General features: G+C 58.6%; 22 protein-coding genes. 15 read left to right on the plus strand and 7 right to left on the minus strand.

The features are described from left to right. Positions 1–417: 417 nt before the first annotated feature. Both AACR93_RS08230 and AACR93_RS08235 read right to left on the minus strand, forming a co-directional pair. On the minus strand, positions 418–1881 hold the full coding sequence (locus tag AACR93_RS08230; RefSeq protein WP_082044079.1) for a chitinase: 1464 nt from the start codon (positions 1879–1881) through the stop codon (positions 418–420). Positions 1882–2185: 304 nt separating this feature from the next. Then, positions 2186–3376: a methyltransferase gene (locus AACR93_RS08235; RefSeq protein WP_082044080.1), complete on the minus strand. Its 1191-nt coding sequence runs from the start codon at positions 3374–3376 to the stop codon at positions 2186–2188. A 216-nt stretch (positions 3377–3592) separates the two neighbouring features. Here AACR93_RS08235 and AACR93_RS08240 point away from each other — a divergent pair, with 216 nt between their 5' ends. Then, positions 3593–4171, plus strand: coding sequence for a PhnA domain-containing protein (locus AACR93_RS08240; RefSeq protein WP_043850454.1), 579 nt, complete (start codon positions 3593–3595; stop codon positions 4169–4171). Between the two features lie 892 nt (positions 4172–5063). Here the strand turns inward: AACR93_RS08240 and AACR93_RS08245 are convergent. Then, positions 5064–5342, minus strand: a complete 279-nt coding sequence (locus tag AACR93_RS08245) for a YcgL domain-containing protein (RefSeq protein WP_043850455.1) — start codon at positions 5340–5342, stop codon at positions 5064–5066. Between the two features lie 107 nt (positions 5343–5449). Here AACR93_RS08245 and minC point away from each other — a divergent pair, with 107 nt between their 5' ends. From minC to mtgA, 5 genes are all read left to right on the plus strand, one after another. Beyond that, positions 5450–6175, plus strand: coding sequence for a septum site-determining protein MinC (gene minC / locus AACR93_RS08250; protein WP_033112498.1), 726 nt, complete (start codon positions 5450–5452; stop codon positions 6173–6175). Positions 6176–6193: 18 nt separating this feature from the next. Continuing rightward, positions 6194–7006: a septum site-determining protein MinD gene (gene minD / locus AACR93_RS08255; protein WP_033112499.1), complete on the plus strand. Its 813-nt coding sequence runs from the start codon at positions 6194–6196 to the stop codon at positions 7004–7006. Positions 7007–7008: 2 nt separating this feature from the next. Further along, the gene (gene minE / locus AACR93_RS08260; protein ID WP_033112500.1) at positions 7009–7278 is read left to right on the plus strand and encodes a cell division topological specificity factor MinE; all 270 of its coding nucleotides are present in this window, start codon (positions 7009–7011) and stop codon (positions 7276–7278) included. A 191-nt stretch (positions 7279–7469) separates the two neighbouring features. After that, on the plus strand, positions 7470–7796 hold the full coding sequence (locus AACR93_RS08265; RefSeq protein WP_033112501.1) for an HI1450 family dsDNA-mimic protein: 327 nt from the start codon (positions 7470–7472) through the stop codon (positions 7794–7796). Beyond that, a complete protein-coding gene (gene mtgA / locus AACR93_RS08270) occupies positions 7781–8578 on the plus strand; it encodes a monofunctional biosynthetic peptidoglycan transglycosylase (protein WP_041207869.1) in 798 nt (265 codons plus the stop codon). The genes AACR93_RS08265 and mtgA overlap by 16 nt, the downstream gene beginning before the upstream one ends. A gap of 3 nt (positions 8579–8581) precedes the next feature. Here mtgA and AACR93_RS08275 read toward each other — a convergent pair whose 3' ends face one another. Beyond that, the gene (locus AACR93_RS08275) at positions 8582–8710 is read right to left on the minus strand and encodes a hypothetical protein (RefSeq protein ID WP_255933624.1); all 129 of its coding nucleotides are present in this window, start codon (positions 8708–8710) and stop codon (positions 8582–8584) included. A gap of 146 nt (positions 8711–8856) precedes the next feature. Between AACR93_RS08275 and AACR93_RS08280 the strand changes: the two genes are divergently transcribed. Further along, positions 8857–9180: an HI1450 family dsDNA-mimic protein gene (locus AACR93_RS08280; RefSeq protein ID WP_041207870.1), complete on the plus strand. Its 324-nt coding sequence runs from the start codon at positions 8857–8859 to the stop codon at positions 9178–9180. A gap of 43 nt (positions 9181–9223) precedes the next feature. Here AACR93_RS08280 and AACR93_RS08285 read toward each other — a convergent pair whose 3' ends face one another. Beyond that, positions 9224–9535: a DUF1289 domain-containing protein gene (locus AACR93_RS08285; RefSeq protein WP_043850456.1), complete on the minus strand. Its 312-nt coding sequence runs from the start codon at positions 9533–9535 to the stop codon at positions 9224–9226. Continuing rightward, entirely contained in the window at positions 9536–10417 is an 882-nt protein-coding gene (locus tag AACR93_RS08290) for a CvfB family protein (protein WP_033112505.1), read from the minus strand. A 193-nt stretch (positions 10418–10610) separates the two neighbouring features. On the opposite strand from AACR93_RS08290, the gene AACR93_RS08295 reads away from it, so the two are divergent. The 4 genes from AACR93_RS08295 (at position 10611) to AACR93_RS08310 (ending at position 12979) form a co-directional block, all read left to right on the plus strand. After that, positions 10611–11825, plus strand: a complete 1215-nt coding sequence (locus AACR93_RS08295; RefSeq protein WP_043850457.1) for a UPF0149 family protein — start codon at positions 10611–10613, stop codon at positions 11823–11825. Between the two features lie 170 nt (positions 11826–11995). Beyond that, the gene (locus AACR93_RS08300) at positions 11996–12460 is read left to right on the plus strand and encodes a MarR family winged helix-turn-helix transcriptional regulator (RefSeq protein WP_033112507.1); all 465 of its coding nucleotides are present in this window, start codon (positions 11996–11998) and stop codon (positions 12458–12460) included. 1 nt (position 12461) lies between these two features. Then, positions 12462–12650, plus strand: a complete 189-nt coding sequence (locus AACR93_RS08305) for a DUF4250 domain-containing protein (RefSeq protein ID WP_041207874.1) — start codon at positions 12462–12464, stop codon at positions 12648–12650. 152 nt (positions 12651–12802) lie between these two features. Next, on the plus strand, positions 12803–12979 hold the full coding sequence (locus AACR93_RS08310; RefSeq protein WP_164536729.1) for a hypothetical protein: 177 nt from the start codon (positions 12803–12805) through the stop codon (positions 12977–12979). Between the two features lie 111 nt (positions 12980–13090). Here AACR93_RS08310 and AACR93_RS08315 read toward each other — a convergent pair whose 3' ends face one another. Further along, complete coding sequence (locus AACR93_RS08315) at positions 13091–13678, minus strand: FMN-dependent NADH-azoreductase (protein ID WP_042030597.1); 588 nt, start codon at positions 13676–13678, stop codon at positions 13091–13093. 213 nt (positions 13679–13891) lie between these two features. Between AACR93_RS08315 and AACR93_RS08320 the strand changes: the two genes are divergently transcribed. The 4 genes from AACR93_RS08320 (at position 13892) to AACR93_RS08340 (ending at position 17590) form a co-directional block, all read left to right on the plus strand. Then, complete coding sequence (locus AACR93_RS08320) at positions 13892–14782, plus strand: DMT family transporter (protein ID WP_043850463.1); 891 nt, start codon at positions 13892–13894, stop codon at positions 14780–14782. A gap of 85 nt (positions 14783–14867) precedes the next feature. Next, positions 14868–16046, plus strand: coding sequence for a formate-dependent phosphoribosylglycinamide formyltransferase (gene purT / locus AACR93_RS08325; protein WP_043850458.1), 1179 nt, complete (start codon positions 14868–14870; stop codon positions 16044–16046). A 129-nt stretch (positions 16047–16175) separates the two neighbouring features. Further along, positions 16176–16835 carry a hexitol phosphatase HxpB gene (gene hxpB / locus AACR93_RS08330; RefSeq protein WP_043850459.1) on the plus strand — a complete coding sequence of 220 codons (660 nt, stop codon included), beginning with the start codon at positions 16176–16178 and terminating at the stop codon, positions 16833–16835. 551 nt (positions 16836–17386) lie between these two features. Beyond that, positions 17387–17590: a CPXCG motif-containing cysteine-rich protein gene (locus AACR93_RS08340; RefSeq protein ID WP_033112514.1), complete on the plus strand. Its 204-nt coding sequence runs from the start codon at positions 17387–17389 to the stop codon at positions 17588–17590. The last annotated feature ends 298 nt before the right edge of the window (positions 17591–17888 follow it).

A 17888-nucleotide genomic window follows, 5' to 3' on the forward strand; every position in this document is an offset into this window, starting at 1 on the left:
AACCGATCGTTCACATCAATTTTCTCAAGGGAATAAGTGACAAAGTGCCAAAATAAAACTGCGCGATATAGCAAGACCTCACCATGTCGGTGATAAATGACAATTTACAAATAGAGAAGATGGCCCCTTATTCGCAACGAGATGATTCATTTAATGATGGAAAAGGAATTAGGCCGTAACGCACACGCTTGTCAGAACACGTCTGCTTATAGGACTGACAAACCCGCATATTAAATTGTTGATTTTAACTTTAACCAAACACTATCTAATATAAATTTCAAAATAAAATTTAACCTTATCAGTTAGAACAAAAGCACCATTAAAAATACAAGATAATATTCAGTGATGCACTGTTGGTAATTAACGAGGAGAAGGAGTTACCCTCCATCTCCTCTTTGGGAGTTAAATTACACCATCTTATTTGGCAGGCACCACAACCCAGGGGCCACCCTTGGTTGGATCATCACCCTGCGTCCACCATTTGGCCTGATAGACAACGCCTTTGTAGCTCACCTTGCTGCCAGCGGTATAGACCTTGGTCGCTTCCCAGGCCGGGTTGCCACCGATGGGCGGTTCGCTCGGGTCGACCGGCGGCGGGGTCAGTTTGTCCACGACCCGCACTTTCGGCCAGTTGGCGTGGGAGCCGTAGAAGTTGGTCACGCACTTCTGGTAATCGCCCGGCACCAGCGCCGAGTAGGCGGTCTGGAAGCCGACCAGCTCACACTCGAAGGAGTAACCGCCCGGGCGATCCGGGTAGTATTTCCAGTTGCCATCCCAGTTGGTGTAGAGCACGTCGGTGGCGCCGTTGAGGTTGAGGCTGCCATAAGGCGTCTGCTGCCAGCAGGTATTCTTCTCATCGGCCTTGACCGGGATCTGGTAGTGATTGGCCAGCCCTTCCCAATAGCGAATGCGGTTGACCGGCTGCCCCTTGTCCTTGTTCTGTTCGCCACACTCGATGCCGCCATTGATGACGTTGATGGTGGTACCAAAGCCGTAGCCAATACCGGCATCCACTTCCCGTTTGGAAGGTACCCAGGTGCGGTCAATCACGTGCAGCATGGCCGGCTTGGGCGCCTGTGGCGTCAGGAAGAACCAGATGGCCGAGGCGAGGTTGAGCCAGGAGTCGGCCACCAGCCCCGGGTTGTTGAGCAGCACGGAGGCATCGCCATCGAACATCGCCTCGGAGAAGGCGCCGTAGTTGAAGTGGTAGGAGAGTTGCTTGGCACCGCGGCCGAAGTAGCCTTGTCCGGTACTGCAGGGCCACTTCTTGTTTTGCCAGTCGTTCTGACCGCAACCGGTGGTGTAGCCGGTCTGTCCCTCTGACCAGCCCATCTCGCGCACATGCACCAGCGCCTGCTGCCACTCTTCCAACCCCAGCGGGTTGTCGGAAACATTGTCCTTGGAGATATGCCCCCCTGTCTCCTGAGAGAAGTGGGCAAAGGCGGTCACGATGGATTTTTTACAGATCGCATCGGAATCACGCCCGTCAGTATATTCCCCGCAAAATGCCGGGAATTTACCGATTGCACGCAAGAACCGGACATAGGTGTATTCCGGTGCTGCCATCTGGGTTAAATAATCCCATTCCGACTGGGGAAATACCCGTTCAACCCGTTTTACGTTGTCAGGGTTGCTCGCCAACCCGGGTTCAATGGCATCGACTATTTTATTGGATCGGGTCGCCAACGCCTTGGCCCAAATTGCATACATGGGATTGGCTGTCTTGGCTTTTTCCACGGCAGCCACATCAGAGGCAGCAATAACATATCCACCGGGGTTCTGCGGATCGGGTTGAATATTCATGGTTGCGCTCATTGCACTATAACTTGGCAATGCGCAGGCAGCCGCAATCAACCAGGCACAACGCTTGGGTTTGAACATAAATCACAGTCCTTGTTTGAATATAGGGCGCTACAAGAGTAGGTGTTTTATTAACTAAATTCACGATGAGAATTAAGAAATAAAACAGATTTGTGAGCCATTTCACCTTGTCAGAAAAATTAGCCATCAACCGACACAAAGAACTCATACGAAACAATTTTTGACAAGGTGGCACCAGTAGAACTGGATCCGCGCGAGTGGATGGAGTGGCTACCACCCGTACATTTTTTTAGACGCAAAAAATGGCTGACAAGAGGAGCTTGTCAGCCATTCGAAACAATCAAGCTGCAGGGAGGCTAGCGACTCAGGCTTGTGCCTTCACCGCGCGGATCAGGATATTGCGCGGCGTCATCGGTTTGGCACAGAACTCCCCCACCTCGACCCGATAACCCTGCTCTTGCAGGTACAAGGCTCTATCGAGGGCAAGCCAGATCTCGAGGGGACGGCGAAACAGGTGACGCACCAGCTCCATCCTAGCGACAGCGCCAAAACGCGCCTCCCCTTTGGCCACAAAGGCGCCGTAGTCCAGTCCGCTCGGCAACGGGATCCCCTTGCGCTCGGCAGCCCAGTCGCAAAATGCCACGAAACTGCCGGTCAGCAGGCTCTTTTGCATATTGGGCACCGGCAGATACTCATCGACCCCGCGCACTTCCCGTTGCAGGCAATCAAAGGCGAGTCGCCACACCACCTCCTGCTCGCGCAAGCGGGTGATCCGCGCGCCGCCGGTCACCGTCTCCTGCAACGGCAGTTTGAGATCGGCCTTGACCAGACGCAACGCACTACCCTGAGCAGCTTGAGAGAGCGGACGGTAATCCGGGGTGCGGATCAGATGGTAACAGCAGGGGGAGATGGTCACCCCGCGGGCACTGCGCTCGGCCACTTGCGCCAACAGATGAGTGTGCAACTCGCCACAGGCGTGCAGTGCCATGGCATGGTGCTCGGGCGCAATAAGCTCGGCAGACTCGGGAGCAAAGGCATCGGCGCAGCAGAAGGTCATGGTGGCGCCATCACGCTCGGCCAGCTGACGACCCTCTTCACAGAGCTGCTCTTGCAATTCGAGGCTCAATACCGACGCGTGACGATGACGTGATACCAGTCGCCCAAGATGCCCTTTGCCGGCACACCACTCCAGATAAGGCCCCTGATGCACGGGCAAGCAGGCAGTGAACGCCTCGATTTGAGCCTGCTTGCGCCCCGGCATGTGCAGCGCCATCTCCTTGCTGCAACTGATAGGCTCGGGGGTAAAAGGCTCAAGCTGACTGAGTTGCAGCAATGCCTCGCCATCGGCAATCCAGGGGGAGAGCAACGAGCCAAGGGCCGCCATGTCGCCATCAAGTTCAGCCAGTTGCTCCAGCGTGAGAGCATCGAGCTGTGCCACCAGCTCCGGAGCCTCGTTGGCAAAGGGCATGGTCAGGTGGTGATAGGGCTGATATTGCCACCAGCGCCGATGGCGGATCAGCAGCAGATCCAGTTGTTGAAAGCGTTGCGCCAGCACAGGAGCCTCTATCCGGCAGTCAAAAGGAGGCTCATTCTAGCGATCCCGCTTCAAATTGCACTCTTGCTGCGCAGTAAAGTGCCGTTCAAGGGAGTAGCCTGACCCGGCTTGCTACCCGACCTGACAAAATGCGGGGTTTTATGCTATATTCCGCCCCCTCTTTGATGCGCCCCGCCCGATGCGGGTCGTTTTACTACCAACCAGGGGATCAATAACATGACCATCAACGCCATCCTGCAAGCGCGCGCAGGCGCCAAGTGTGAACTGTGCGGCGCCGAGCAGGCACTGACCGCTTTCGTGGTACCCCACTCCCCCGCCAGCGATGATGATCACAGCGTGGCCATCTGCGATACCTGCCGCGGCCAGCTGGAGCAGCCAGAGACCGTGGTTGTCAACCACTGGCGCTGCCTAGGCGACAGCATGTGGAGCCAGGTGCCGGCCGTTCAGGTCATGGCATGGCGCCAGCTGAAAGCCCTCTCCGCGCAAGGCGAAGTATGGGCTCAGGACATGCTGGACATGATGTACATGGAAGAAGAGACCAAGTCCTGGGCCGAAGCGGGCATGGCTTCCGAAGATGACGACAGCGTGCCGACCGTTGACTCCAACGGCGCCGTGCTGCAAGAGGGCGACTCCGTCACCCTGATCAAGGATCTGGACGTCAAGGGCGCCGGCTTTACCGCCAAGCGCGGCACCCTGGTCAAGAGCATCCGCCTGACCAACAACCCGCTGCATATCGAAGGCAAGGTCAACGGTGTGCAGATCGTGCTGGTCGCCGCCTACCTGAAAAAGGCGTAATACCGCTCGGCCACTTGTGCCGACGACAATAAAAGGATGGCCAGCCGCCATCCTTTTTTATTTGCTGCCGCTTTATGAGCCACAGAGTTATCGGCAGCACAGTAATAACCTTTCAGCTCTCGTCAAACCGCCTATTTTCACCGATAAGGCACCTTGCAAGCCAGCCATACACCTGACCCATATTTGTACGTTGTGGTGTGCAACTATGTGGCTCCCTCCCCTTTTATCCTGCAGCACACCTCCCCAGAGCCCCTGCTGCGCCGGTTTGATTACGCCAACATATTCACAATTACTATCACGCTGGCCTTGACCACTATTGGCTGATAACAGCAAGGCTTTGCTCGCCTGCCCGTATAGGCTCACAAGCGGAACGCTCTCGTCCAACAGGACTCATATCAGATAGCGGCAATATATTGGTGGCCAAGCTCTTTTTCCTCGATGGCTGGCAAGCTCGTCTCGCAAGGCTGCTCGCGCGGGAAATTGGCTAGAAACAGCTGGGCTATTTTGTGAGCAAGGACAAAAATTGACTAAAAGCAGGTCATATACGCTTGACTTTATATTTTAAAAAAGAAGGGGAAACGAGGTAAGGCGATAAGAAAATAACGGTGTAAATAACCCCCCCCAATTGATGGAACAGCTCGGAAAAAATTGGCACAAGTGTTGTGCTCGCTGTTGTGCTCGCCAAAAGTAACTCCGTGGACAAGCCGGCAATATATCGGGCAGATGACCAATATTGTCCGGTTAAGCACCCCGTTAATTTGTCATCAGTTGTTCAGGCACTGAACATGAGCGATGAATCGCAAGGTAGAAAATGGCGATAACCGGATAAAAAACAGCCCCGTCACACGCTCTGTTGCGACGGGGCCATCTTGATGGTTTCAAGCGGGAGAGGTCACGCCCCCTTTTTCTGGCGAGCCTTGTGCTCTTCCAGCAGGTTCTCCGGCGGGGGCGGCACCTGCAGGTAGAATCCCTGCATGGTCAACGCCTCCATCACCTTGCCGACCTCGGCCAGCCCGAGGGGTTTGGCCGGGTCCAGTTTGGTCATCAGCACCAGCTCGGGACGACCAAAAACAGCCATCAAGGGGGCCGGTACGCGGGAAAAGTCCTCTCTTCTTTCAACAAAAAGGTAGGTCTCGGCTTTTTTGCGACTTTTATAGACTGCACACAACATGGAAATTGATATAATCCGACGAGTTTATTGCCTCTGATGGGGGCAAACTATAACATCAGGAATTGAATAACAATAACGGATTAGCATCTCTGCCTCGGGGAAGATTCATGGTTGAGCGCGATAACGAATTGAAAGGGACCACCTTCACTATTTCTGTGTTGCATATCAGCGATGGCGAGCCAGAGCGGATCCGTCAGTTGTTGGCGGAAAAAGTAGCTCAGGCGCCCTACTTCTTTAATTGTGCACCGCTGGTGATCAATGTTTCCCGACTGGAACAGATCCCCGACTTCGAACAGCTCAAGGAGCTGGTGGAGTCGGAAGAGTTCGTGCTGGTCGGCATCACTGGCGCGCGAAGTGAAGAGATGAAGACGGCGGCCAAGGCGGTGGGCCTTGCCGTAATGGCCTCGGGCAAGAGTCGCAAGAGCGATCCCCAACCTGAGCCAGAGCCAGTGGTGGCTCCTGCCGCCCCCGTCACGCCCCCTGAGCCGGAGCCGGCCCCCCTCATCCCGACCCGGGTGCATGTGGGCCCGGTGCGCTCCGGCCAGCAGATTTATGCTGCCGGCACCTCACTTGTGGTGCTGGGTTCCGTCAGTCCGGGGGCCGAAGTGCTCGCCGATGACAGCATTCATATATATGGCACCCTGCGTGGCAGAGCCATAGCCGGCGCCCGCGGCAATACCCGGGCCCGGATCTATTGCCAGCAATTACAGGCCGAGCTGCTCTCCATCGCTGGCACATTCCAGCTCAGCGATGCATTGCCGGCAGGCCTCATCCAGCAACCGGTCCATATCCGGCTGGATAATGAACAACTCCGTATAGACCGTATCAAATAGAGTTACAAGGAAGCGAGAATGGCGCGAATCATAGTCGTTACATCGGGTAAAGGTGGCGTTGGCAAGACCACAACCAGCGCGGCCCTGAGTACCGGTTTAGCCCAGCGTGGCCACAAAACTGTGGTCATCGATTTTGACATCGGTCTGCGAAACCTGGACCTCATCATGGGCTGCGAGCGCCGCGTGGTGTATGACTTCGTCAACGTCATCAACGGTGAAGCCAACCTCAATCAGGCCCTCATCAAGGACAAGCGCAGCGAGAATCTCTATATCCTGCCGGCGTCCCAGACCCGTGACAAAGATGCCCTGACCAAAGAGGGTGTCGAGAAGGTGCTGGAGCAACTGGCCGAGATGAAGTTTGACTACATCGTCTGCGACTCTCCGGCGGGGATCGAAGCGGGCGCCCTGATGGCCCTCTACTTTGCCGACGAGGCGATCGTCACCACCAACCCGGAAGTCTCTTCCGTGCGTGACTCCGACCGGATCCTCGGCATCCTCTCCTCCAAATCCCGTCGTGCCGAGCGTGGTGAAGATCCCATCAAGGAGCACCTGCTGCTGACTCGCTACTGCCCGACCCGCGTCAATCGCGGCGACATGCTGAGCGTGCAGGACGTGCAGGAAATCCTAGCCATCCCGCTGCTCGGGGTGATCCCGGAGTCACAGGCCGTGCTGCGTGCCTCCAACTCGGGCGAGCCGGTCATTCTGGACAAGGAGTCCGATGCCGGTCAGGCCTATGATGATGCGGTTTCCCGTCTGCTCGGTGATACCAAGGAATTTCGTTTTCTGGAAGAAGAAAAGAAGGGCTTCTTTAGCCGACTGTTCGGGAGTTAAACATGTCATTATTGGATTATTTTCGTTCCAACAAGAAACAGAACACCGCACAACTGGCCAAGGAGCGGTTGCAGATCATCGTTGCTCACGAGCGTTCATCCAGAGGGGGGCCGGATTACCTGCCCCAGCTCAAGCAGGATATCCTCGACGTGATCCGTAAATACGTCAACATCGATCCGGACAAGATCACCGTCCAGATGGATCAGAAGAGTGACGAGCTCTCCGTTCTCGAGCTCAACATCACCTTCGCCGATGACAACAAGAAGGGATGAGCTGACGCCATATGCGTGACCCCTTCCCTCAATGAATACCGGATCCCCTGGCTGGATCCGGTTTTTTATTGCGTCAACCTGGCGAAGCGCCTGCAACCGGCTCGCCAAGGGGTCTGGCGACAGCTAGAATAGCGCCGCCTTCGCTTGCATCGGCCAGCGAGGTTTCTTCTCTTTTTTCTGGAACAGAACTTATGTCCTTGAATGACGAAATGCACAGCGTCGAAGAGCTGCTCGACACCGCCCTTGAACTCTTTATGGAGCTGGCCTCCGACAACCTGCCGGAGCAGGAGATTATCCGCTTCAATCAGGAGTTCAACGATCGCGGCCTGCTGGCAGAAACCGATCCGGCCGACGACTGGGAAGCGGATGTGGGTTTTGCCGTGAGTGATGCCGAGTACGCTGAGATCTGGGTTGGCCTTGGCAACGAGCAAGAAGAGTACGAGCACCTGTTTGCCCGCATGCTGCTCTCCCGCCGTGTTGACGAGAAGTTCTGCCACATCGAATGGCTGCCCCAATAATTCCGGATCCCGATGATCCGAGCCAGTATGTCTGGGAGTCTGACTCTGACGCCCGGCAGATGGCGCCTGAAACCCCGGCCCCCTCATTGGGGCGCCGGGTGTTGAAGTGGGTTGGCAAGGCCTTGCTGGCCGGGCTTGTCTGCTCGGTCGTCTCCGTCTTGCTGCTGCGCTTTATCGATCCTCCCATGTGGAGCTGGCGCATCGAGCGAGCCCTCTTTCCACCTGCCAAAGTGGCACAAGTGCGCCATGAGTGGGTGGATCTGGAGTCTATCTCCAAAGAGCTGCAACTGGCGGTGATTGCCGCCGAAGATCAGCGCTTTGCCGAGCACAACGGCTTTGACATGGACGCCATCAATGCGGCGCTCAAGCATAACCAGCACAGCGAACGGGTACGGGGTGCCAGCACGCTGAGCCAGCAGACCGCCAAGAATCTCTTTATGTGGAGTGATCGCAGCTTCCTGCGCAAAGGGCTGGAAGCCTGGTTTACCCTGCTGATGGAGCTGGGCTGGGACAAATCCCGCATCCTCGAGATGTATCTGAACATCGTGGAGTTTGGCCCGGGTATCTATGGCGCTGAAGCCGCAGCCAACTACTACTTCGGCAAACCGGCCAGCCGGCTGACCCGCTACGAGGCCTCCCTGCTGGCCGCTGCCCTGCCCAATCCCTGGCGCTATCGGGTCAAGCCCCCTTCGCCCTATGTGCAAAAGCGGGCGGTCTGGATCCGCCGCCAGATGGGGCAACTGGGTCAGGTGACCCTTAACCGGGTCTATCAGGCCAATTGATCATCAGGCGCCACCGGATTTTACCGGTGGCTCCTGCCCCGCCTCTGCCGGCTCCTGATTGAGGGGCAGAGAGTGCCACCACCAGCTCTCCCGTCGTCGCTTGATCTGCTGTCGTCTTGTCCGTAACCGCATCGCGTCGCCCCCACGCCTATTCACCCGCCACTTAACCATACCCCCGATATGACCGGTTGGACAGGTCGTACCCCACGGCGCACTGGTCTGGCCGCCACCGCCAATAATTGTTACAGTAGCGGCCTCGATGTATCTGGAGTGATTTCATGGAACAGCGTACCCCGGATCAGCTGGTCGAATGGGCCTATGATCAGTTTCTTGAGCAGGCCGCCGACATGCTTGCCCCCGAACAAATCGTCGATATCACCCTGGAGTTTGAACAGCGTGGCGCCGTGGAGGCGACCCTGCCCAATGCCGACTGGTCGGCAGAGCTGGGTGAGCCGGTCGATATGGAGCGCTGGGTCGAAGTGTGGGTGGGTCTGCTGGATCATCAGGAGGAATTCGAGGTGATCTTCGCCACCTTCCTCCTGCCCCGCCTGATCACGGAAAATCAGGTTTATGTGCGCTGGCACCGCCAGCAACAGGCATAAAAAAGGCGCCATCGGCGCCTTTCTTTTTTCTGGCTTCCCATGCTCAGGACTGCGCCGCGATGGCCTTGGCCAGACAGCGACGGCACCAGCAGGCACTGGCTTCCGTCATCGGCAAAGCCGGCAACTGACTGCACCAGCACTGCTCGATGGTCATCCCGGCGGAGACGGCGCAATAGGCCGATTCACCACAGCCCGGGCAACAGTGGGTGCTCCTGGTGCCATCCAGCTCGGCCATCACTGCCAGCTGGGCATCGCTCTCCATCGCCGACCAGTGACCGATCTCGGTCAGGGTGCGACCGCAGCCAAGGCAGAGGCCATCCTTTGCCTTGCACAGCCCGATGCAGGGACTCGGCACTTACTCCTGCTCCCCGCTCTGGGCAGCCGCTCCCGCCTCGGTCAGGGTGATGGCATTGTCTTCAATGACGATCTTGCCCTGCTTGTAGAGGCCGCCGATCGCCTTCTTGAAAGTGCCCTTGCTCATGGCAAAAAGCTTGTAGATGAGCTCGGGTTCGCTCTTGTCACCCACTGCCAGACTGCCACCCTGCTTTTTCATCCGGGCCAGAATGCGCTCGCCGGCATCGTCCACCTTGGCCATGCCCGGCTTTTGCAGGGTCAGATCCAGCTTGCCATCGTCGCGCACCTGCTTGACCCAGGCAGTCTGTGGACGGCCCGTCATCACCCGGCCAAACACTTCGTTGCGAAACAGCATGCCGGGATACTGGCCGTTGACGATCACCTTGATGCCGAGGGGAGAGTGTTCACCGGGCAGAGCGGTTACCTCGTCTCCCGCCTTGAAGGGGGGCTTGGCGGTGCTCAGGAAGCGCTCGAGGCGGCTGGTACCCACCATGCGCCCCTCGTTGTCCAGCATCAGACGCACCAGATAAACGTGACCCACCTGCATCGGCTTGTTCTGCTCGCGGCTTGGCACGAACAGATCCTTTTTCATGCCCCAGTCGAGGAAGGCACCGATCTTGTTGGCGTTGACCACCTTCAGTCCGGCAAACTCGTCCACCATGGCGAAGGGCTTGTCGGTGGTGATGACCGGCTCGCAGTCGGCATCCAGATAGAGGAATACCTGTACGCTCTCCCCCTCCTTGATCCCCTCGGGAAGCTGGCGCTTGGGCAGCAGCAGCTCGCCGTATTCGTCGGCTGCCAGCCAGGCGCCGCGATCTTCGAGTTCAACGACGGTGAGGGTGTTCATCTTGCCAATCTGTATCATGGTGCTCTCTTTTTTCATTACCCGGACGGGCCGGCTGGATCACGGCCCCTATGGCCGCGCATGTTACCCCAAGAGGGGTGATCCGGCCTAGTCCCCTCGCCTCACTCTGACCGGTCGATGGCGATATAATCGCCATTCAACCGTCCCTTTGCTGCAAATACCCCCACATTTAGGTAGACTTCGCGGCTGCTCAAATCCAGAGGAACTGTCGATGAACCCATCCACTCGTACCCGTCATCTCAATCAATGGATCCAGACCCACAGCCAGCAGGCGATGACTTATCCCGCTCTGCACGGCTTTTTGTGTGCCCGTCTGGTCGGGCCGGATGCCCCTGACTGGCAGGCCCCGCTGGCCGGTCTGTTGCCCCATGACGCCGAGCTGGATGAAAAGAGTGGCGAGGCCCTCACCCATCTGATCGCCGAACTGGAAGCGCAGGCAGATGAAGCCCAGCTGGCCCTGCCGAGCCAATGCCGCCTCCCTACCGACAACCCGGAACAGGTCTTTGAACAGAGCCACCCCCTCGGGCAATGGTGCTACGGCTTCAGTCAAGGCTTTGCCACCTGGCCCAAGCCGAAGGATTTGAACGACCCGACTACCCAGTACCGTTTCAGCCTGGCCGCCGAACTGAGCCTGTTTCGCGACAAACAGATGGCGCAGATGCTCTATAGCGCCGCCGCCAGCGAACTCCCCTTTGTCGAGTTCTGCAAACGTCAGCGCCAGAACATGAAGACCGCCCTCAACCAGCTGCTCCAGCTCGATCAGTATCAGGCCGCGCCGAGCGCCGATGTAGCCCTCGACAGCGAGCAGGCCCAGCAGTGGCAACGCTGGTTCGAGCTGGCGGACAACTGCCGGGACCACCAGGCCCGCCTCGGCTGGTTCGAGAAGATCATCGCCGATGCCAACCCGCTGTTTGATGCCAGTTTCTGGCAGCAGCTGGGTGGCCACGGCTGGAGTGCTCCGGAAGTACGCCCCTTGCTGGCAGCCCGCGCCGGTCGTGCCGACTGCCTGCTGCGCCTTGGCAAGCTGGACGAAGCCAGGGAGGAGTATCTGGCACTGCTGGCCATCTGTATTCCCGACGAGCTGGGTTGCCGCTACAACCTCTCCTCCCTCTATGCCCTGCAGGGCGACTGGCAGGCGCTGGCCGAGCTGCTGGTGCGTTTCGACGAGGCCTCCAGCTGGTTGCTCTACAACCGCGCCCTGATGATGTTTGCCCGCGAAGGTGCGGATGCCGCCAGACCCTATCTGCTGGCCGCCATCAATGCCAACCCGCACGTTCCGGCCTGTCTGCTCGGTCAGCGCAAGCTGCCAAAGCAGGAGCCGATGAGCTGGCAGGCGGGCAGCCGCGATGAGGCAGCCCTCTACACCATGCACACCCGCGAGGCCTGGCTCAAGCAGAGCGCCCTGCTCTGGCTGCGCAAGGGCTGACCACTTCCGGATTAAAATCCCGGCGAACTGACCCGGTTTTTGTCTGATGGCGTGCGTCACCGCACATTTCATCGCAACCGGGTCAGACAAACTCGCTTGAGTTTCGTATCATCAATGTCAAAGTATCAAAAGAAACTGCATCTGATGCAGCCGTCACAGCAGGGTGTAATATGTCAAAAATCATAGCGTTACTCGCTCACTACCCGCCCTATCAGTTGGTACATGCCGCCGAAATGCTACGGGATACCTTCGAGCAGTTTTACGAACAGCGTTACCAGCTGACCGTCCCCCAGTGGCGTCTGATGATGGTGCTCGGCCCCAACTACCCCATCAGCCAGAAAGAGCTGGTCGAGGCGAGCGGCATGGACAAGGTGCGCATCTCCCGCGAGATCCGCCGTCTGGCCGAAAAAGGCATCATCTTCACCGAAAACAGCGAGCAGGATAAGCGCATCAGCCTGGTCTCCCTGACCGATAGCGGCCTCGCCCTGTTCCAGCAGCTCAAGAGCGAAGCGGGCAGCTGGCAGCATACCCTGACCGACTACCTGCCCAGTGAATCCCGCGAGGCAATCCGCCAGCATCTGCACAGCGTCAGCGCGGCCATCGAACAGCTGCACTCCCTCGACAAGGAGAAATAGGATGGATCTGAAGAAATTTGCCACCATGGACGTCAACATGCTGCTGAGCCTGATCAATATGCAGCTGCGTGATCGTTACGATGATCTGGAAGACCTCTGCAAGGCGCAGGATCTCGATCAGGCGGCACTGGAAGCACGGCTGGCCAGCGGTGATTTTCACTACCAGCCAGAACAAAAACAGTTCAGATAGGGATCGGGATCACAACGTCAGCAGCCACAGTGGCACCGGGGCCAAAACCTGATATGGTCACTCAAGCCTCGGCAGTGCGATGAACGGATACATCACACTGTCATACGAGGGCGCTACTCTTGCTGCCAGTGAGCAAACCCAAGGATGACCCCATGACGTTGAACCGCGAACATTTTCTGATCACGCTCTGCATGCTGCTGATGATCAGCCTCTTCACCCCGCAGATCCCGCAAAGCGTCGAACAGTGGCTCACTGCGCTGATGGTTGGCTCGCTCGCGGCTGTGGTGTTGATGCTGATACGGGGTTGCCGCCGCTTTATGCTGGAGTAGCCTCCGCACCTGCCAGCGGTTCCCGCACGCAACAAGCGTGGAAAAACAAACGCAGCCTGATGGCTGCGTTGTTGTTTATGGCGGGGCTGATTGCCCTTGCTGGCAACCAGCTTAGATAGCCAGCGTCTCGAGCTGCGCCTTGGCGGCTTCAATCCCCTTGCTCTGGGCATCCGGGCCCATGCCCATCCCCTCGGCGTAGATGAAATCCACCTCCTTGATACCGATGAAGCCCAGCACGGTGCGCATGTATGGGGTCACCAGATCGGTGGCGCTGCCGACGTGCATGCCGCCGCGGGGGCTGATCACCAGCGCGCGGGTGTTTTCAACCAGACCGACCGGGCCGGTTTCGGTGTAACGGAAGGTGACGCCGGCACGGGCAACCAGATCGATCCAGTTTTTCAGCTGGGTCGGGATGTTGAAGTTGTACATGGGGGCGGCAATCACCACCAGATCGCTCGCCTTGAGCTCTGCGATCAGCTCGTCGGACTGGGCGATCACCGCCAGTTGACGCTCATTGAGGTTGTCACCACCGCGCAGGCCGGAAGCCAGCTCGCCATCCAGCACCGGCAGGTTGAGGGCCGCCAGATCACGCACGGTGACGGCATCATCCTGATGGTCAGCCAGGAAGCCGTCGATCAGGGCGTTGGATTGGGAATATTGACCCAGGATGCTGGATTTGAGAACGAGGATATTGGCCATGGTGAAACTCCATTTGGTTGTCGGTTGAACAGCAGCGCTGTCGATGGAGGTCACTCTAAACATTGCGCTTCTTTGCTGATAGCGAAAATAGATGCTCAACTTGTTCAAAAATTTTGATATTGGTTGATTGCGCGGCAACGGGCGCATCAACCCTTGGCAGAACAAACGATTGCCGCTATGATCCGCCGCACTTTTTTCAGTGACCCGGATCCCATGGCCCACTCGCGCAGCCACTCCCCTTTCGCCGGTGCAGTCTGGATGATGGTGGCAGGCCTCTGTTTCGCCGCCGTCAACAGCCTGAGCCAGTATGTCAGCTTCAAGCTTGGCCTCCCCTCGACCCAGGTTGCCTTTCACCAGTACCTGATCGCCCTGATCTGCCTGCTGCCCTGGCTGATCCGCCACGGTTTGCGCCAATCCCTGATGACCAACCAGCTGCGCCTGCATCTGTTGCGGGTCGCTCTGGCGGTGATCGGCATCCAGTTCTGGCTCTGGGCGCTGGCCGAACCCGTCCCCATCTGGCAGGGTATCGCCCTGCTGATGACGTCACCGCTGTTTGCCACACTGGGATCTGCTCTCTTTCTCAAAGAGCAGGTGAGCCGAGCTCGCATCGTGGCCACTCTCTCCGGCTTTGTCGGCGCCATGCTGATCCTCGCCCCCTGGAATGATGATTTCAGCTGGGCCTCTCTGCTGCCGGTGGCGGCGGCGCTGTTTTGGGCTGGCTACTCCCTGCTGGTGCGCTATCAGGCGGCGAGTGAATCGTCCCACACCATCGTCGTCTATCTGCTTATTTTCAGCACCCCTTTCAACGCCATGCTGGCGCTGCCGGAGTGGCAGTGGCCAACGGAAAGCCAGTGGCTGCTGGTGGCCGCCTCCGGCTTGTTGTCGGCTCTGGCCCAGATGTCCATCGCCCGTGCCTACAGCGTGGCGGAGGCTTCCTTCATCCAGCCCTTTGATTTTGCCAAGCTGCCGATGAACGTGCTGGCAGGCTGGCTGGTGTTTGGCTGGGCGCCACCCGGCCGACTGTGGCTTGGCGCCGCCATCATCATTGGCGCCATCACGTTGCTGACCCATCTGGAACAGCGCGCCCGACCATCCGTTTCCTGAGGTACGCCATGCGTGCCTCTTTTTTTGCCCGCTATTCGTGCGATAGCGATCATCAACAATGACCAACGACATCAGGAGAGATCGTATGTTTGGAACCGCAACCCGCCCCGGCGCCACCCGCGCCCTGCTGCTGGGCTCCGGCGAACTCGGCAAGGAAGTGGCCATCGAGTTGCAGCGCTTCGGCATCGAAGTTATCGCCGCCGACCGCTATGCCAACGCCCCCGCCATGCAGGTGGCCCATGCCGCCCGGGTGCTGGATATGCTCGATGGCGCCGCCCTGCGCGAACTGGTCGCCGAGATCAAACCCGACCTCATCATCCCCGAGATCGAGGCCATCGCCACCGATACGCTGGCAGCCCTTGAGCAGGAGGGGGTCAAGGTAGTGCCCAATGCCCGCGCCACCCAGCTCACCATGAATCGGGAAGGGATCCGCCGTCTCGCCGCCGAGACCCTGGGCCTGCCCACCTCCCCCTACCGCTTTGCCCAGAGCAAGGAGGAGTTTGTCGCCGCCGTCGAGGCCATCGGCCTGCCCTGCGTGGTGAAGCCGGTGATGAGCTCGTCCGGCAAGGGACAGAGCGTGCTGCGCGATCTCGCCAAGCTCGATGAGAGCTGGACCTACGCCCAGGAGGGTGGCCGCGCCGGTCGTGGCAAGGTGATCGTAGAGGGCTTCGTTCCCTTCGAGTACGAGATCACCCTGCTCACGGTACGCGCCGTCGATGGCATTCACTTCTGCGAGCCGATCGGCCACCGTCAGGAAGATGGCGACTACCGCGACTCCTGGCAGCCGCAGGTGATGAGCGAACTGGCGCTGGCCCGTTCCAAAGAGGTAGCGGCCAAGGTGGTTGAGGCCCTCGGTGGTTACGGCCTGTTCGGGGTCGAGCTCTTCATCAAGGGTGACGAGGTGTGGTTCAGCGAAGTCTCGCCGCGCCCCCACGATACCGGCATGGTGACCCTGATCTCTCAGGACCTCTCCGAGTTCGCCCTGCATGTGCGCGCCATTCTGGGGCTGCCGGTCGGCACCATCACCCAGTACGGGCCGAGCGCCTCTGCCGTGGTGCTGCGCGAAGGACACAGTCAGGATATCCGCTATCAGGGGATTGGCGAGGCGCTTGCCAAGGTGCCGGGTGCCCAGCTGCGACTGTTTGGCAAACCGGAGATCGCCGGTCGCCGCCGTCTCGGCGTTGCGCTGGCCCGGGGTGAAGATTGCCGCGAGGCGGTCGAGCAGGCCAAGGCGGTTGCCGCCAGCGTCGAGGTCATTTTCTAGACGCTGTTTTTTCGCCGCACCGAAACAAACGTTTGCCGGTGTGATCGGGCGCAAGGGGCATGGCAATGCCCCTTTTGCATTTGCCCGTCAGGCTTATAATCCCCTCTTCAAATTTGTCAGGAGTACAAGATGTTAGCTGCCGTGATCTTCGATATGGATGGTGTTCTGATCGACTCGGAACCCTTTTGGCAACGGGCCCAGATCGCCGTGTTCTCCGAACTGGGCCACCCCCACACCGTCGAGGATTGTGAGTCGACCATCGGCGTGCGCATCGATCAGCTGGTCGCCCACTGGTATCGCCTGCGCCCGTGGAGCGGCCCGAGTCAGGAAGAGGTGGTACAGCGCATTCTGGATCGGGTCAACGCCCTGATCCTCTCCGAAGGTCAGGCCAAGGCCGGCGTGCTGGAGGCACTCGACCTTATCGAAGCGCGCGGCCTGAAAGTGGGTCTGGCCACCTCCTCCCCCTTCGCCATGGTGGAAGCGGTGCTCGGCAAACTCGGCATCCGCGATCGCTTTATGGCGGTCCATTCCGCCGAGGTGGAGCGTTTCGGCAAACCGCACCCGGATGTCTATATCCACGCCGCCGAGAAGCTGGGGGTTGAGCCGGTGCACTGCCTGGCCATCGAAGACAGCTTCACCGGCCTGCTGGCGGCCAAGGCGGCCTCGATGAAGGCGCTGATCGTGCCGGATCCGGCTTTAGTGGGAGACCCGCGTCTGGCCATCGCCAACTACCAGCTGAGCTCGCTGGCCGAACTCAATAGCGAGATGCTGGCCAGCTGGGTCAAGTAAAGGACAAGCTGGCGCTGATCGTTCCCATATACCCGGCATTGGTGGATGACCCACGCTTGGCCATCGCCAACTACCAGCTGAGTTCGCTGGCCGAACTCAATAGTGAAATGCTGGCCAGCTGGGCCAAGTAATCTGCCAGCGACAAACCGTTTGCATCCTTCACGGGGCCGCAGGCATATCTGCCTGCAGCCCCGTTTTTATGGATGAATAGAAGCCAAAGGATAGATATCCGCCCAGCAGTGAAATGGGGAAAACCGGCCGGATGCACAGCGCCCCTCCCGGATGGCCAAATGGCATTTATGGCCAGTAAAAACCGCCGTTCAGCCCCCTTTATTACCAACCAGTAGTTGGCAATAACAGCTAAAAATTACCGATTGCAAACCAACATTCGGGCCATTTTTGCCCCGGCTGCGCCTGCTGATCCCCTTTTCCGATCCTGGTTTGATCCCTGTCATACCACCTTCATAAACGTGCGCTTGCTCGCGGTTAGCCCGCGCCTGCGCAGCTAGAATCAAGGGAGACAGGCGGCCCGCGGGCCCGAGGAGGTTATCATGATCGAGTACACCAGCAAGCGCATCGTCTGCCCCCACTGCGGCCACCATACCCGGGTCGAGCTGGATGCCAGTCAGGGGGATCAGGAGTTCTACGAAGATTGCATGGCCTGCTGCAATCCGATCCACCTACGGCTGCATCGGGATGAGGAGCGCGACCGTCTGCAACTCTTCGTGGATGCTGACGACGAGCAGATGTTTTAAGAGCGGCCGGATAGCAAAAGGGGCGTGACTCGCGAGAGTGACGCCCCTTTTCGTTTGGTTGTCAGCGGTAGATGCTGCCCTGCCGCGATTTCGCTCTGGCCCAGAGCGTCTCGTCATCCAGATCGGTCTGGATCAGCTCGATGGGCACCCCGGCATCATTGATCACCGCCACCCGATAATCATCGATCGGCTCGTAGGGCCCCAGGATCACCTCTTCCCCCTCAATGGCGGCCGCCAGATCATCCACATTGAAGGCGACGTGAGGCACGGTTCTCAGCCTGTCTCTTATACACATCTG

The sequence above is a fragment of the Aeromonas sp. L_1B5_3 genome, assembly GCF_963866575.1.
GTDB lineage: Bacteria > Pseudomonadota > Gammaproteobacteria > Enterobacterales > Aeromonadaceae > Aeromonas > Aeromonas jandaei.

Coding starts and splice junctions, on each gene's coding strand:
- AACR93_RS08230 (WP_082044079.1), bottom strand. CDS start 1,881: ATGTTCAAACCCAAGCGTTGTGCCTGGTTGATTGCGGCTGCCTGCGCA.
- AACR93_RS08240 (WP_043850454.1), top strand. CDS start 3,593: ATGACCATCAACGCCATCCTGCAAGCGCGCGCAGGCGCCAAGTGTGAA.
- AACR93_RS08245 (WP_043850455.1), bottom strand. CDS start 5,342: ATGTTGTGTGCAGTCTATAAAAGTCGCAAAAAAGCCGAGACCTACCTT.
- minC (WP_033112498.1), top strand. CDS start 5,450: ATGGTTGAGCGCGATAACGAATTGAAAGGGACCACCTTCACTATTTCT.
- minD (WP_033112499.1), top strand. CDS start 6,194: ATGGCGCGAATCATAGTCGTTACATCGGGTAAAGGTGGCGTTGGCAAG.
- minE (WP_033112500.1), top strand. CDS start 7,009: ATGTCATTATTGGATTATTTTCGTTCCAACAAGAAACAGAACACCGCA.
- AACR93_RS08265 (WP_033112501.1), top strand. CDS start 7,470: ATGTCCTTGAATGACGAAATGCACAGCGTCGAAGAGCTGCTCGACACC.
- mtgA (WP_041207869.1), top strand. CDS start 7,781: ATGGCTGCCCCAATAATTCCGGATCCCGATGATCCGAGCCAGTATGTC.
- AACR93_RS08275 (WP_255933624.1), bottom strand. CDS start 8,710: ATGCGGTTACGGACAAGACGACAGCAGATCAAGCGACGACGGGAGAGC.
- AACR93_RS08280 (WP_041207870.1), top strand. CDS start 8,857: ATGGAACAGCGTACCCCGGATCAGCTGGTCGAATGGGCCTATGATCAG.
- AACR93_RS08290 (WP_033112505.1), bottom strand. CDS start 10,417: ATGAAAAAAGAGAGCACCATGATACAGATTGGCAAGATGAACACCCTC.
- AACR93_RS08295 (WP_043850457.1), top strand. CDS start 10,611: ATGAACCCATCCACTCGTACCCGTCATCTCAATCAATGGATCCAGACC.
- AACR93_RS08300 (WP_033112507.1), top strand. CDS start 11,996: ATGTCAAAAATCATAGCGTTACTCGCTCACTACCCGCCCTATCAGTTG.
- AACR93_RS08305 (WP_041207874.1), top strand. CDS start 12,462: ATGGATCTGAAGAAATTTGCCACCATGGACGTCAACATGCTGCTGAGC.
- AACR93_RS08310 (WP_164536729.1), top strand. CDS start 12,803: ATGACGTTGAACCGCGAACATTTTCTGATCACGCTCTGCATGCTGCTG.
- AACR93_RS08315 (WP_042030597.1), bottom strand. CDS start 13,678: ATGGCCAATATCCTCGTTCTCAAATCCAGCATCCTGGGTCAATATTCC.
- AACR93_RS08320 (WP_043850463.1), top strand. CDS start 13,892: ATGGCCCACTCGCGCAGCCACTCCCCTTTCGCCGGTGCAGTCTGGATG.
- purT (WP_043850458.1), top strand. CDS start 14,868: ATGTTTGGAACCGCAACCCGCCCCGGCGCCACCCGCGCCCTGCTGCTG.
- hxpB (WP_043850459.1), top strand. CDS start 16,176: ATGTTAGCTGCCGTGATCTTCGATATGGATGGTGTTCTGATCGACTCG.
- AACR93_RS08340 (WP_033112514.1), top strand. CDS start 17,387: ATGATCGAGTACACCAGCAAGCGCATCGTCTGCCCCCACTGCGGCCAC.